Source organism: Syntrophomonas sp. UBA1041 (assembly GCF_002316705.1).
Lineage (GTDB): Bacteria > Bacillota > Syntrophomonadia > Syntrophomonadales > Syntrophomonadaceae > DTU019.
The window spans coordinates 72907-88151 of sequence record NZ_DCEA01000053.1 but is presented as its reverse complement, the minus strand read 5'-3'; the positions used below and the strand labels follow the sequence as shown (position 1 = coordinate 88151).

13 protein-coding genes are annotated in these 15245 nt (G+C 49.0%); all 13 read left to right on the top strand.

The window, feature by feature from the left end:
• Positions 1-972, top strand: a 972-nt coding sequence (locus tag B2633_RS08060) for a Gmad2 immunoglobulin-like domain-containing protein (protein WP_483170088.1), incomplete at its 5' end; no start/stop codon positions are given.
• Positions 950-1495, top strand: coding sequence for a hypothetical protein (locus B2633_RS08055; RefSeq protein WP_483170087.1), 546 nt, complete (start codon positions 950-952; stop codon positions 1493-1495). The genes B2633_RS08060 and B2633_RS08055, both read left to right, overlap by 23 nt.
• A 126-nt stretch (positions 1496-1621) precedes the next feature.
• Positions 1622-2140: a hypothetical protein gene (locus tag B2633_RS08050; protein WP_483170086.1), complete on the top strand. Its 519-nt coding sequence runs from the start codon at positions 1622-1624 to the stop codon at positions 2138-2140.
• A gap of 169 nt (positions 2141-2309) precedes the next feature.
• Complete coding sequence (locus B2633_RS08045) at positions 2310-2993, top strand: response regulator transcription factor (RefSeq protein WP_481039391.1); 684 nt, start codon at positions 2310-2312, stop codon at positions 2991-2993.
• Positions 2986-3996, top strand: coding sequence for a sensor histidine kinase (locus tag B2633_RS08040; RefSeq protein WP_483170085.1), 1011 nt, complete (start codon positions 2986-2988; stop codon positions 3994-3996). Before B2633_RS08045 ends, B2633_RS08040 begins: the two co-directional genes overlap by 8 nt.
• Before the next feature lie 161 nt (positions 3997-4157).
• The gene (locus B2633_RS08035) at positions 4158-4841 is read left to right on the top strand and encodes an ABC transporter ATP-binding protein (protein WP_483170084.1); all 684 of its coding nucleotides are present in this window, start codon (positions 4158-4160) and stop codon (positions 4839-4841) included.
• Positions 4838-7432 carry an FtsX-like permease family protein gene (locus B2633_RS08030; protein ID WP_483170083.1) on the top strand — a complete coding sequence of 865 codons (2595 nt, stop codon included), beginning with the start codon at positions 4838-4840 and terminating at the stop codon, positions 7430-7432. The genes B2633_RS08035 and B2633_RS08030 overlap by 4 nt, the downstream gene beginning before the upstream one ends.
• Positions 7433-7569: 137 nt before the next feature.
• The gene (locus B2633_RS08025) at positions 7570-8301 is read left to right on the top strand and encodes a type II toxin-antitoxin system prevent-host-death family antitoxin (RefSeq protein WP_483170082.1); all 732 of its coding nucleotides are present in this window, start codon (positions 7570-7572) and stop codon (positions 8299-8301) included.
• A 267-nt stretch (positions 8302-8568) separates the two neighbouring features.
• A complete protein-coding gene (locus B2633_RS08020; protein ID WP_483170081.1) occupies positions 8569-10677 on the top strand; it encodes a sigma 54-interacting transcriptional regulator in 2109 nt (702 codons plus the stop codon).
• A gap of 542 nt (positions 10678-11219) precedes the next feature.
• A complete protein-coding gene (locus B2633_RS08015) occupies positions 11220-12002 on the top strand; it encodes an enoyl-CoA hydratase-related protein (RefSeq protein ID WP_483170097.1) in 783 nt (260 codons plus the stop codon).
• A 51-nt stretch (positions 12003-12053) separates the two neighbouring features.
• Positions 12054-13196: an acyl-CoA dehydrogenase family protein gene (locus B2633_RS08010; RefSeq protein WP_483170080.1), complete on the top strand. Its 1143-nt coding sequence runs from the start codon at positions 12054-12056 to the stop codon at positions 13194-13196.
• A gap of 21 nt (positions 13197-13217) precedes the next feature.
• Positions 13218-13985: a 3-hydroxyacyl-CoA dehydrogenase gene (locus tag B2633_RS08005; RefSeq protein WP_483170079.1), complete on the top strand. Its 768-nt coding sequence runs from the start codon at positions 13218-13220 to the stop codon at positions 13983-13985.
• Positions 13986-14056: 71 nt separating this feature from the next.
• Positions 14057-15232 carry a thiolase C-terminal domain-containing protein gene (locus B2633_RS08000; protein WP_483170078.1) on the top strand — a complete coding sequence of 392 codons (1176 nt, stop codon included), beginning with the start codon at positions 14057-14059 and terminating at the stop codon, positions 15230-15232.
• The last annotated feature ends 13 nt before the right edge of the window (positions 15233-15245 follow it).

Below are 15245 nucleotides of genomic sequence, written 5' to 3'. Positions count from 1 at the left end.
CGCCAGGATATTCCCATTATGGTGTTTACGCACCATCAATGGAACCTGATTCAGCAAGAAGAACTCAGTGTGGGTGCGGCGCCGATCCCCCCAAAGGAACTGGACCGTAATACCAAGTACGTATTTGCTCTGCCCGCCCGCTACAATTTCGCATTTCCAACCGGGTATGAAGAAGTGGAAAAAATATTGGAAAGCAATCCGCTGAGAGCATTTGAGCCTGGATCCTCAATTAAACCTGTCGAAGCAAATATCAGGATAAATAATTTTAGCTGCTCCCCCCAACAATTAACTGTTACTGGCACTGCCCGGGTTTGGGAAGCCAATGTCCTCTACGAGGTAACCGATAAGAATGACAAGGTTCTGTCTAATGGTTTTACTACCGCCTCGATCGGGGCGCCGGAGTGGGGAGAGTTTAGTTTTTCCATCGAGGGTGATTTAAGTGAGGCCCATGTGTTAAGAGTTTTTGCTGAAAGCGCCAAGGATGGAAGCAGAATGGATACAGTCGAATATTTTCTTAAGCCTTTCGGCAGGGCGGAAATTCTGGCCAAAGAACCCGGGTCAATTCTGGTAGAAGGGGTTTTAGACGGTTATTCTGATCAACCAACCCGGTTCTATTTTGCCATAAGCCCGGAAACAATAATAACTGACGCCAATAACATCCAGCTATCAGAAAGCCAATTGCAGCCGGGAGACGAACTGCAAATATGGGTATCATATCCCGGCCTGGTTCTGGAATCATGGCCGGCACAGGCCGGAGCAGGCAAGATAGTCAGAATAACGGATGATATTGATTGGCAGGGACTGGCCGCCGATTTCAATCCTCTTGCTATCGACGGTTTGTTGGCAGCGATTAAAAACAACCCGGTTGCCGGTGCAGGGAATATAGAGATCACTGCTGATATAAAGCGGGAATTCAATCAGATGGGTGAGGATTACCGCTTTTTTTTTTATGCCCGAGGTAAGCTGGTATGATTTTGATTCTGACGGCGCCGCCATCTCGTATATGATCTTTACCTGGAGCGGTGAATTCGGTACTTTTCCCGAGTCGGTGCCTCCATATCAGGCGGAAGCACGGTTGCGAAAAGTATTTGCCGCGCCTGATGATGCCTATCCGCCGTTAATACATCAGGCTTACCCTAAACTGGTGAGGTTTGACGGCGCAGCCTACTCGCCCTGGCCGGAAAGCTATAACAGTGATACCATGGTTTATGACTTAATAGAATTGAAAGAGCGCCATGATGGAAATTACACCTATTACACCGCTACCGCCAATGAATATGGCTTTGATGTCAATGGTCATTATGAGCCCGGGGCAAATGAGGAGTTTCTTCTGGCCAAGTCAAAGGCTCTGGGACTGGACTATGATTCCACTCTGGAAAAGTTGCTGGCAAACGGGCAAATTACCGGCGCGGAAAAAAGCCGGACTTACAAAATTGAATTCCGTGTTGATACTAACAGCCCGACCCCAAAAATTGTTGCTGTTGACAGACGCTAAACGCTTATCGGTTTGAGCCATTCAAACCAATGGCATGGTTCGGTTGGCGATGATGCCATAGCTCAAACATTTATACAATGATGGGATAGCATAGTGCCAGGGTATATATAAAAGGGGGAATTGCGGTTGGAGGGGTTGTCATCCAGGACTTTATTGCACACTGGCTTACAGATAGTAGGCCTAGTGACAATCATCAAAGGCATAGTAAATCTTATAGCTGTTTGCGGAACTATTCTTGCCAACCAGGAGATGATGTTATTGGGATTACATGTCTCTGCGGCTTTAGCTCCGACGCTTATGGTAGCTGCTGGAGTGTTTCTAATCATCGGGTCAAAAGGTTGGGTTGAAAAACTATATCCCGATAATGAAGAAAAACCTGAGTCAGGTGAAGCCCTTTTTATTTTGGCAATGAAAGTTCTTGGCGCGGTGCTTATCGTTCAGGCTTTGCCCGATGCAGTGCAGATATTATCCAACCTGGTATATCTACAAAGTGTTAGTCCGATATGGAATACCGATGTTCAAAAACAATTTGTATTTACCCATCTATTATCCACTTTACTTTATTTTATTTTTGGTTGGTATCTGCTTAAAGGGGGGCATTTTTTGATACGGATGGCTTTCAAGGATACAAAAGATGACGAATGAATATATGGTCTTAGAGGGTAATCTTTTAATGGGGAGTATAGTGCGCCCATTGTCAGACGGTCTTAGTCAGAAAACAGGCAAAATAACCGCCCCCATGCCTTTTGCGAAAAAATCGTTTCATAATTGACTCGGGGTAACACCCCGAGTTATTGGTTAGGGATGAGAAGATATGAGGATATTGCTAGTAGAAGATGATAAAACGATAGCGATAGGAATAGAATATTCACTTACGCAAGAGGACTTTTCTATAATTCCGTGTCATGACTTTAAATCGGCGCAACAGGTGTTAGCCGAGGAATTAAACCAAATTGATCTATGTTTGTTTGACTTGTCGCTGCCGGATGGAAGTGGGTATGAGTTGTGCAAATATGTTAAACAGCACAGCGACATACCGGTTATTTTTCTAACCGCCATCGATGATGAGGTGAACGTAGTAATGGGTCTGGATATGGGAGCAGATGATTATGTTACCAAGCCGTTTCGCATCCGGGAGCTGATTTCGCGGATAAAATCGGTTTTGCGCCGGTATCATAAGCAGGCTCAGGGCAGAAGCATCATTGAGATAGAAAATGTTGTGATTAATACCTTGGAAGGAAAGGTTTATAAAAATGGCAGCGAAATCACCCTGACTGCTCTGGAGTACCGAATACTGCTTGCCTTCGCCAACCATGTCGGACAGGTTCTTTCCCGAAATCAACTATTGGAACAGATCTGGGACATAGCCGGTGACTTCGTAAACGATAATACCTTAACCGTTTATATAAAAAGGTTGAGGGAAAAGCTGGAAGATAATCAACAGCACCCAACCCTGATTAAAACAGTGCGGGGTTTGGGTTACAAGGTTGGTGAATAGACTGCTGCGTAATAGAGAGGTTCAAATACTCTTACTGGTAATGGGATCAATTAGTATGGCGGCAACGGTTGCCGCTGCTTTTATTTCGCCCTTGGCTGCGTTGCTTACTTTTTTGGCCTGTGGTTTGATTATAGGCTGCAGCTGGATGTATACCAAATGGAGATATCGGGAAATAGCAAAGCTCTCCAAATACCTGCGCCAGATCAGCGGAGGTGATTACTCCCTGGATGTCCGGGACAATCAGGAAGGCGAGCTGAGTATACTAAAAAACGAGATTTATAAAGTTACATTGATGCTTTCAGAGCAGAACTCGCTTCTGCAGCAGGAAAAGCTTCGTCTTACCGATGCCATTGCAGATATATCTCATCAGCTCAGGACCCCGCTGACTTCCATGATGGTAATGGCCGATTTACTTAGTGACGCTAAACTGCCGGAAGCAAAAAGAACCGAGTTCACCCATAGAATACGCATGCAGCTGGAACGTATTGAATGGCTGCTTTCTTCATTATTAAAACTGGCCAGGATCGATGCCGGAACGGTAGTTTTCAAGAAAGATTTGATTTTGGTAAAAGAGCTTATTCAAAGAGCGTTTGAACCGGTGTTAATCCCAATGGATATAAAGGAGCAAACCGTCTCTATCACCGGAGATGATGGGGTATCTTTCCGGGGGGATCTTAATTGGAGCACCGAAGCTTTGATCAATATTCTGAAAAACTGTGTGGAACATACCCCAGAAGGCGGCGTTATTTCTGTTTCCTTTGCGGAAAATGCGCTTTTTACCGAAATAATCATTGCCGATAATGGGGGAGGAATTCCTAAAGATGATATACTCTATATTTTCCAACGTTTTTATAAAGGCGTAAATGCCGGCGAAGGCAGCATTGGTATTGGACTGGCTATGGCTCACAGCATTATTTCCGCTCAAAATGGAGCTATTGAAGTGAAAAGCGAGGGGAACAAGGGTACCCAATTCAAGATAAAGTTTTATCGGCAACTGATTTAACATAAAACAGGGGAGGAGCGTTCTAGCTGAAACCGCCTGGTTTCACGGACTCTTTCGTCTCCATACTCTCAAAGTGACTAAATAGTAATATTACAGTCACTTATCTGTCATTTTGGACAGATATACTTTTACCCATCACCACAAAATGGAGGTTTCATAACTTGGAAATCTTGCAGATAGAACATCTGTCTAAAATCTATGGTAAAGGGGAGACAGCCGTTAAAGCCCTTGATGATGTCACCTTTTCAGTAAAAAGAGGTGAATTTATCGCTGTTGTTGGTCCTTCCGGATCAGGCAAATCTACGCTTTTGCATTTATTGGGCGGAGTAGACCGGCCCACGAGCGGAAGGGTAATAGTGGACAGCACCGACATCTACCGCCTGGACGAGACACAGTTGGCAATCTTTAGACGCAGGCAAATCGGCCTGGTTTATCAGTTTTATAATTTGATTCCAGTCTTGACGGTGGAAGAAAATATTGCCCTGCCCCTGCTGCTTGATGGCCATCAGGTCGATCAGAATCATTTCGATAAAATTGTAAACACTTTAGACCTTCAAAATCGCTTGCCCTATCTGCCGAATCAGCTTTCCGGCGGTCAGCAGCAAAGGGTTTCCATTGGCAGAGCTTTAATCAACAATCCTGCTCTGATGCTGGCCGACGAACCCACCGGCAACTTGGACAGCAAAAACAGTACTGAGATCGTTGACCTACTAAAAATGTTTAACAAAACCTATCAGCAAACCCTGATCATTATTACCCATGATGAACGAATTGCCTTACAGGCTGACCGGGTTATCACTATCGAAGACGGCCGAATTGCCCAGGATGAGGTGATTCGCCCATGAATATCGTAAACATACTGACTTTGAGAAATTTGCAGCGCAACCGAAGACGGACCCTGGTCACCATCATAGGTGTCATTATCTCTGTAGCTATGGTAACGGCGGTGGCGACTCTGGGCATATCCTTTATGGATTTAATGCAAAGAATGAGCATCGCCAGGGATGGAGAATGGCATGTTCTGTATAAAGATATAAATCAAGAACAGCTGCAAGCCGTCAAAAGTGATGCACAAACCGAAACCCTTATCATATCCAGGGATCGCGGCTATGCCCTTTTGGAAGGAAGTCAAAACAGAAACAAACCTTATCTATTTATCAAGGAATACAATACCCGGGGTTTTGAGCAGTTTCCCATTGAATTGACCAATGGACGTCTGCCTCAGACCAACAATGAAATTGTCATCTCCGAGGAAATCGCTCAGAGCGCCAAGGTGAGTTGCCAGATTGGCGATCAACTTGTGCTGGATATCGGGGAGAGATTTATAGCTGAAGGCAAACAGGCCTTGACCCAGCTGACCCCATTACGTCGAACCGGAGACGGTGAGATTGCCGAAGAAACCTTAACAAATAAAACCACCCATAACTACACAATAGTAGGAACTATCGCTCGTCCTACCTGGGAACCCACTTGGGCGCCAGGCTATACCATTATCAGCTATGTGGATGAAAGCATGATAGGTACAAATGAAACCGTGAATGCCTTGGTGGTCTTAAACAAAGTGCAAAGATCACTTTACAACCATGCCCGGGATCTGGCCTTGCAGAATAACATTGCCAGCGTTGAATTTAATAATTCCTTGCTGCGTTATTACGGTGTAACCGAAATTGAGAGCCTGCACAAGACTCTTTATTCCTTGACCGCAATTATTATGGCAATCACTGTAATAGGCTCGGTGGCATTGATCTATAATGCGTTTGCCATCTCTGTTGCTGAACGCTCCCGGTATCTAGGCATGTTCTCCAGTGTAGGGGCAACCAGAAAGCAGAAACGAAACTCGGTATTTTTTGAGGGAGCAGTCATAGCCCTGATAAGCATACCTGTAGGAATCTTATGTGGTCTGGGGGGGCTGACCATTACCTTCTGGTTTATCAATCCGATGATACAGGGGGTGTTCGGGGTATCTGAAGAATTCACGGTGGTAGTAACCCCCATGTCGATACTAGGCGCAGGGGTTATTTCCTTACTGACTATCTTCATTTCCACCTATTGGCCGGCCCAAAGGGCCTCTGATGTCTCGGCTATCGACGCCATCAGGCAATCAACTGATATTAAGCTCACCGCCAAAGCAGCTAAAGCTTCCCCACTTATTCGTAAACTTTTCGGATTTGAAGCCGAAATCGGCTTAAAAAATCTAAGAAGAAACAAGCGCAGGTACCAGGCCACGGTATTTTCACTGGTAATAAGCATAGTTCTGTTTTTGACGGTTTCGTTTTTTACCGATAATCTAAAAAAATCAGCTGAACTATCCCAGGATGGGGTCAATTTTGATATCCAGGTCATCCTGCCGGGAGAAAACCCTGAAACAGATGAAGAACTGGTACAGTCTATTGCAGGTCTTAATAATGTAACCGAATATTCCATAGTAAAAGACTTGACCCTACATTCAAGGATAGATGAAAAATTTATTGCCAAGGAATTACAAGAACAAGTCCGGGAAGATAACCAAATGCTTGAAAACGGGAAATACTCCTACTATATCGATATACATGCTCTAGATGAAAAGAGTCTCAAGGGTTATACCGAAATGATCGGCGCAGATTATGATCAGCTTAGAACTTCACATGAATTATCGGGAATTGTAATTGATAAAATTTCTTATCAGGATTATGATGCCAGAAAATATATTGAGACTAAAGCTATACAGGCGGAAATCGGCCAAAAGATTGAACTATGCCGTATTGATAGGGATTCATCCCAAGAGACCTATTTAAATGAGCTGCAAGTTGCCGCATTGACAGATCAGACCCCAATGGGTGTTTTTCCAGCCGGGCTGGGTGGACTGACCGTTATTGTATCGGAACAAGTATTGGATGAGTTGGCTGCCCAGGGCTTAATTGCTGACACCCGGCTTTTGCTGAAGAGTACTGATCCCATGGCAACTCAACATCAGATTGAGGAACTGTCTGAAAGCAATCTGAATGTCTACAATGTTTATCAGGCCAGACAACAAGAAGAACAGATTATGTTGTTGATATCAGTATTTACCTATGGCTTCATTGTTCTCATCACGGCGATTTGTATTGCTAATATCTTTAATACCATTTCCACCAGCATTGCCCTGCGGAAAAGGGAATTCGCCATGCTTAAATCGGTGGGTATGACCCCCCGGGGTTTTAATAAAATGCTTAATTACGAAAGTATCTTCTACGGCATTAAGTCTCTGCTTTATGGACTGCCGCTTAGCGTAATGTTAATGTATTTGATCTATAGGTCTATGATGTACAGCTTTAGCTATGGCTTAGTACTTCCCTGGACAAGTATAGGGTATGTTATTATCATTGTTTTTGTTATCGTCGGGGCAGCAATGCTCTATTCCAGTTCAAAGGTAAAACAAGATAACATTATCGATGCCTTGAAACAGGAGAATATCTGACAAAGTTGTCACGGGTACGGGGGTGTTGCTATGTTTTGTGCTGCGGACGGGATGGCCTTGTTTTGCATTTATGGCATCAATTGGTTATTATATAATTAGCTAAATTAGCTAATCTGTTTATAAAAGGAGGATGGCGGATGAAAGTGCCCTCCACCGAATTGCAGAACAATTTTGGCAAATACTTGATGCTGGCGGCTCAAGAAGATGTCATCATTACCCGCAACGGCCTTGAAATAGCCACATTGTCAGCCATAAAACACGATGCTGAGAAGCCGGCAGCAATTATGGTCGGCGAGAAGGCGAAAGATTTCAGCTATGGGGGCCGCAAGGCAACTTTTGAGGAATTTGTGGAGCTCACGGAGGACAGTGCGGAGAGATACGAATACATCGATGGCGAGATCTACCTGCAGTCTTCGCCCAAAACCCGTCATCAGTTGGCTCTGACTGAGCTGTTGGGCATTTTTTATAACTGGTTCCAGGGCAAAAAATGTGTTCCCTTCGTAGCCCCATACGACATCACCCTCAGGCGAAACCCTGAAAATATCAATGTAGTGCAGCCGGACATCATGGTTATCTGCGACCTGGAGGAAAAGCTCAATGAGAAGGATTACTACATGGGCACGCCGGCTCTGGTGGTGGAGATCCTGTCGGAAGGGACCCGCCGCATGGACCTGATCAAAAAACTCGATCTCTATATGTCCTGCGGGGTGGAGGAATACTGGATCGTCAATCCGCTAAACCGGGAGGTTATGGTGCACCTTTTCAAGGACAATGATTTTGACCGGCACATCACCTTCAAAGGGGCTGAATTGGCCCAGTCGTTTATCTTCCCGGGACTGAACGTTGAATTGGAGCGCATTTTCAAGTAGCAGCCCCAAGACATTGGGCAGCCTTGGAGAGCGAGATGGTGTGTGTCAATGACCTTGCGGTTTCGGCTTAATGGTCGGTGGGCATATGTTTAGGCAGCAAACGAATAGTATTTAGTAATCAGAACCTGTTCAGTCGGCCCTCAACCGGCCATTTAGAAGCCGCCAGGCAAGGATGATAACTCCCTAAGCTTGGGGAGGCTTGTGCTATACTATGGAATAACAGAAGAATACAGCCAGATATGTCCAACGTATTGTGAGGTTATCATTATGAAGCTGTCTGACATAATGAGCACTGACCCGGTGACTTTGACTCTGGCGCATACGATTCGAGAGGCCAGCCGGGTATTCATCGATCATGAAATTGATGGGGCCCCTGTAATTGACGAGCATGGCCGGATGGCCGGGCTATTGACCAAAAGCCACCTCTACCGGGTATTGGCCGGGGACGGTGATCCCAATGCCACGGTCGGTCAGATCATGACCACCAGCGTGCTTACCGGCCACCCCGATGAAAAGGTGCGGAATCTTATCAAGAGAAGTGTGGGACGGCTCCCGGTAGTCGATCAGGATAAAGTGGTGGGCATGATCACACGCAGCGACCTGGCCTATGCCTATTTTAACTCCTTCATTTATTTATCCAATGAACTACAGACCATCCTGGATTCCACCCATAATCTCATCGTCGCTATCGACAAAAACGCCCGGATCACTTTGGTCAACCGGGCCGCGGAGAATTTCCTGGACATCAAAAGTACTGATGTGCTGGGTCGGGAAATCATGCAAGTCATTCCCAACAGCGGCCTGGTAGAAACGCTGGTAACCGGCTGCCCCAGGCCTGTACAGAAGATTATGCTTAAGAACTCACTGTTCATATCCAACCGCACCCCAATATTAGAAGACGGCGAGATCATCGGGGCGGTGGCGGTTCTTCAGGATATCTCCGAACTCGAAAATATATCCAGAGAACTAGAAAATGTCAAAGAACTTAACCGGGAAATGGATGCCATCATCGAGTCGTCCTATGACGGACTCTACCTGACCAATGGCCAGGGCATAACCCTGCGGGTCAACGAGGCCTTTGAAAAACTGACCGGGGTCCCGGCCATTGAAATGGTGGGCCTCAACGTAGAGGACTTGGTGAGGGAACGGGGCATCGTATCAGAGTCGGTCAGTGCCCTGGTTCTGAAGCAGGGAAAACCCGTGACCATCATGCAGCGGACCCTGGCCGGCCGGACCGCACTGACTACCGGTACCCCGGTGTTCGATCGAAAAGGCCGGATATTCCGGGTGGTTTCCAATGTCCGGGACATCACCGAGCTGATGCAGCTTAAGCAGCAACTAGTGCAGGCTCAAGGGCTGAGCAAACATTATGAATCCGAGTTGCGGGCCCTGCAGATGCAGTACGACACTGAGAAGCTAATCGTCGGTTCACGGATCATGAAAGAATTGCTCGACAACGTCACCCGTATTGCTCAGGTTAAGTCAACCGTCCTGATCACTGGGGAATCCGGTACCGGCAAAGAACTGATCGCCGAGATCATCCACACCAACAGCCCGCGCCGGAAAGGCCCTTTCATCAAGATAAACTGCGGAGCCATCGCCAGTAACCTTTTGGAATCGGAGTTGTTCGGCTACGACCCGGGAGCCTTCACTGGAGCGAAAAAGGGAGGCCGGGCCGGTTACTTCGAACTGGCCGTCGGGGGGACGATTCTCCTGGATGAAATTAGCGAGCTGCCCTTCAGTTTACAAGCCAATCTATTGAGGGTGATTCAGAATAAGGAAATAATGCGGGTGGGCGGAGAAAAGACGATCCCCGTTGATGTGCGCATAATCGCCGCCACCAACCGGGATGTAGGCCAACTGGTGGCCAACAACCAGTTCCGGGAAGACCTGTACTATCGCCTCAACGTTGTGCCGGTTGAGGTCCCGCCCCTACGGGCCCGCAAGGAAGAGATACCTCTTCTGGCCGCCCATTTCATTAAGCTGTTTAACAAGAAATACGATATGCACAAGGAGTTGTTCCCTGATGTCATCGATATACTCATGAATTACGACTGGCCTGGCAATGTCCGGGAACTGGAGAATGTCATCGAGCGGTTGGTAGTGACTATCCCGAGGGATGTCCTGACCGGCGAAGACCTGCCCAATAATCTTAAAAATTTCATGCGCAAGGATGTTCATCCCCAAATATCCGTCGAAGGGGTTCTCCCCTTGAAAGAAGCCGTCGAATTTGTGGAAAGAGAGATCATCTCCCATGCCTACAGCCGCTACCGGGCTACCCGCGAGGTCGCCAGGCATCTCGGCATCGACCCTTCCACGGTTTTACGCAAGGCCGCAAAATACGGCATAACGGCCGAACCGGCCCGGAATGACTGACACCCGGGCAACCGATCGCCTCAAAATTGCCCACGACTTCATACAACTCTGACTCCCCGTCATATTGAAACCATATACCATATAATGCGGTAATTCAGCCCCTTGCCAAACTATTCTGCTTGGTGGGGGCTTTTTTATTGACTGCAGAAATGCATGGCAAAATTGCGCTGCTTTTGCTGTGGTCTCATGCAATCCTGCCTTGAACTTAGCCTTGGCAAACCCGATTGCTCATCCGGAAAAGGCCAATATACAGCCGTCTCCAATCTGCCGCAACCATGGCCAGGCAAGATTACCGGGAGAGCCTGCAGATTTACCTGACGCAGTGCTAAACAAAAAGGCGGCTGTGCCGCAAGCAATCGATATTCATTCCATCAGAAGGCCCATAAATGGGCTTTTTGCAGTTGGCACACATTTTGCTGTTACTAGTGGCAGGGAGAGCATTTGACCGGAAGGACCTATTGACCGGAATCGGATGGATCGGCAATTGTCCGGCGGCAGGTCTGGACCTGACCAGGTTGCAGATGGAAGGGAGTGCGAATATCGTGAATTTTCAAAACATTCTTTTGTCCAAGGAAGAGGGCATCGGTTGGGTAACCATGAACCGCCCCCAGCATCTAAATGCTCTGGATATGACTACTATGGAGGAATTGGATGGAGTCATCGATTTAGTCGCTGCCGACGACGAAATCAAGGTAGTGATCCTTACCGGCGCCGGTGACAAGGCTTTCGTAGCCGGGGGAGACATCGGCTTCATGTTGGGAATGACTCCTATCGAAGCAAGGAAATTTGCCCGTTTCGGTCAGATGGTGTTGCGTAGCATGGAATCGCTGCCCAAACCGATCATCGCGGCAGTCAATGGTTTCTGTCTGGGGGGCGGATGTGAATTGATGATGGCCTGCGATTTCAGCGTTGCCTCGGATATCGCGAAGTTCGGACAACCGGAGGTGGGCTTGGGAGTGACCGCGGGGTTCGGAGGGACGCAGCGGCTGCCGCGACTGATCGGCATGAACAAGGCGAGGGAACTCCTCTACACGGGTGATATCATCGGGGCGGAAGAAGCCGCTCGAATTGGATTGGTTAACAAGGTTGTGCCCGTTTCTGAACTGATCGGCGTTGCCAGAGATATCGCCATGCGGATCATCGCTAAAGGGCAGATGGCGGTTAGACTCAGTAAATCGGCCCTCAATGAAGGAATGCAGACCGACATTGACCGGGCTATGATCATCGAATCAGATATTTTCGGACTCTGTTTCAGCACTAAAGATCAGAAGGAAGGCATGATGGCCTTCCTGGAAAAAAGGAGCCCAGATTTCGGAGAGAAATAGCGGTCCGTGCAAAATGGTGCCGAATCAAACGAAGCTTGAGGAGGGATTTCAGTGGATAGGATTTTGCCTTTCAACGAAGAGCACAGGATGTTCAGGGAAGCCTTTGCGAAGTTCGTATCTGCGGAGATGGTGCCTTACTACCCGGAGTGGGAAGAGAAACAGATGGTTTCACGTGAAGTATTCACCAAAATGGGGGAGCTTGGGTTTTTGTGCCCCTGGGTGCCGGAGGAATACGGCGGCTCGGGGGCTGATTTCCTGTGCTCGGTGATAGTGGCCGAAGAAATCGCCCGTCAGGGTTGCCGGGGGGTATTCGCCTGGCTGCACAGTGACATCGTCGCCCCATATATAGGCACCTACGGCACTGAGGAGCAGAAAACCCGGTGGCTTCCCGGGGTGGCCAGCGGGGAAAAAATCCTGGCGGTGGCCATGACCGAACCGGGCGCCGGTTCTGATCTCGGGGCGATGCGTACCAAAGCTGTTCAGGACGGTGATGGCTACATCATCAACGGCTCAAAAACCTTCATTTCCAATGGCATCCTCGCCGACCTGGTTATTGTCGCTGCCAAAACCGACAGCAAAGCAGGGACCAAAGGCATCACTCTGTTTGTGGTCGAGGAGGGTACTTCCGGGTTCAACAGGGGCAAACCCATCCCCAAGGTGGGATTGCACGCCCAGGACACCGCCGAGCTGTTTTTCGAGGATTGCCGGGTGCCGGGCGCCAATATGCTGGGCGGCGAAGGCAACGGTTTCAAATGTCTGATGGAGAAACTGCAGCAGGAACGGATCATGGTCTCCCTGGTGGCGCAGGCCTCCGCCGAGCACTGTCTGGATCTGACCCTGGATTATGTTAAGAACCGGGTTTTGTTCGGTCAGCCATTGAGCAAATTTCAGAACACTCAGTTCACCCTGGCCGAAATCGCCGCTGAGATCCAGGTAGGAAGGGCTTTTCTGGATCAGCTGGTACTGCAGCACATGGCCCGCAAAAACGTGGTCAACGAGGTGAGCATGGCTAAATACTGGGTATGTGAAATGGAGAATCGGGTCGCCAGCCGCTGCCTGCAGCTGTTCGGTGGCTATGGATATTGCAGGGAATACGAGATATCCCGGATGTGGACGGACGCTCGCATCCAGACCATCTACGCGGGTACATCCGAGGTCATGAAACTGGTCATCAGCAGGGCATTGGGACTTTGATTTCAGAAAGGAGCGATAGATATGAAGATAGAAGGCAAAACCGCCATCATCAGCGGCGGGGCCTCCGGGCTCGGCGAAGCGAGTGCCCGGCGCTTGGCAGGGGCTGGCGCCAACGTGTTGATCCTGGACCTGAATGAAGATCGCGGCCAGGCGCTGGCAACCCAATTGGGCAGCCAAGCCGCGTTTATCAAGACCGATATCTGCAGTAGCACGGACATCGGCTGTGCCCTGGATTTTGTCATCGATAAGTTTGGCCGACTAGACATTGTGATCAATTGTGCGGGTGTCTCTTCGGGGATGAAAACCGCCAGCCGGAAGGGGCCCCACGATTTGGATTATTTCAGGAAGGTAATAAACATCAATCTGGTGGGAGTATTTGACGTAATGCGCCAGGCAGCCTTCCGGATGCTGCAAAACGACCTCAATGATGAAGGAGGCCGTGGAATCGTAGTCAACACCGCTTCTATTGCCGCCTTTGAGGGACAGATCGGTCAGGTGGCCTACACAGCCAGCAAAGCGGCTCTGGTAGGCATGACGCTGCCCGCGGCCCGCGACCTGGCCGGGGAAGGTGTAAGGATATGCACCATTGCCCCCGGATTGTTCGACACGCCCATGATGGCAGCCCTGCCCGAACCGGTGCGGGTCGAACTGGCCCGGAATGTGCCTTTCCCGCAAAAGCTGGGCGATCCCGACGAGTTTGCCATGCTGGCCCAGCAAATCATTGAAAACCCGATGTTAAATGGAGAAACCATCCGCCTGGATGGGGCCATCCGCATGTCTCCCAAATAGTTATGCCATGCAGCTATCTAAAACCATTAGGTTGGCCGGGATGAAGGCTAAAAATGAGGAGGTAATGGATTATGAGAAGAGTAGCAGTGATCGGAACGGGACATTCCAAGTTCTGCTTCAATTCGCCTAGAACTTCAGTGGAACTGCTGTCCGAGGTGGCTATGGACGCCATCCAGGAAGCCAATCTCACTCCGAAAGATATCCAGGCGGTCAACGTGGGCAATGTCCTGGGCGACTTCGAGGAAGGGCAGGGGATGATACAGTCCTTCTTCGCCAACGATATAGGCTGTTTCAACGTGGCGGCGAGCCGCTTTGAAGGGGCTTGCGCTTCAGGCAGTATGGCGGTAAGGGACGCGGTCATGTGGGTGGCATCGGGGTATTATGACATCATGCTGGTGGGCGGGGTGGAGAAATGCACCGCCATGGGAACCCCCCTGGCCACGCGGACTTTCTCCATGTTCGGGGACGCCCACTATGAATTCCCGGCCGGGTTCCTGTTCCCGGCAGTATTTGCCCTGTTGGCCCACTTGTATGCGAGCCAATACAATATCCCTCTGGAGATTCTGAAGGAGCAGATGGCGGCGGTATCCATCCAATCTCATGAGTATGCCATGAAGAACCCCAATGCCCAGATTCAGAAAGCGATAACTAAAGAGAATGTTTTGAATAGTTTTATGGTTTCAACCCCCATCCAGCTGCAGGATGCCTGTCCGTTTTCCGATGGGGCGGCGGCGGTGGTCATCGCTTCAGAAGAGCTGGCTAAAAAGCTGACCCCTAAACCGGTCTACTTCGCCGGCATCGGCCAGGCGTCCAGCGGCAAACTCAGTTCGCAGTCCAGATATCTGCCTCGTATCTACGCTCGGGAACTGGCCTGCCAACAATCCTATCGTATGGCCGGCATGACCCCGCAGGATATGGATCTCTGCGAATTGCATGACTGCTTCAGCATCGCTGCCCTGATAGCCGCGGAAGGGTTAGGCTTCTTTGACTTTGGCAAATCAGGCGAGGCGTGGCTGAAGGGCGAAACCAGGATAGGCGGCAAGATTCCCATCAATATCTCCGGGGGGTTAAAGGCCAAGGGCCACCCGATTGGCGCTACCGGTGTTTCCCAGGTGGTAGAAGTCACCCGGCAATTGAGGGGAGACATGGCGGAGCAAGGCCGCCAGGTCGAGGGTGCCCAAAATGGCATCATAGACACATTGGGCGGCGACGGAGTACTGGTCAGCATGATCATGACCAATCAGTGAGGAGGGTTAAAAC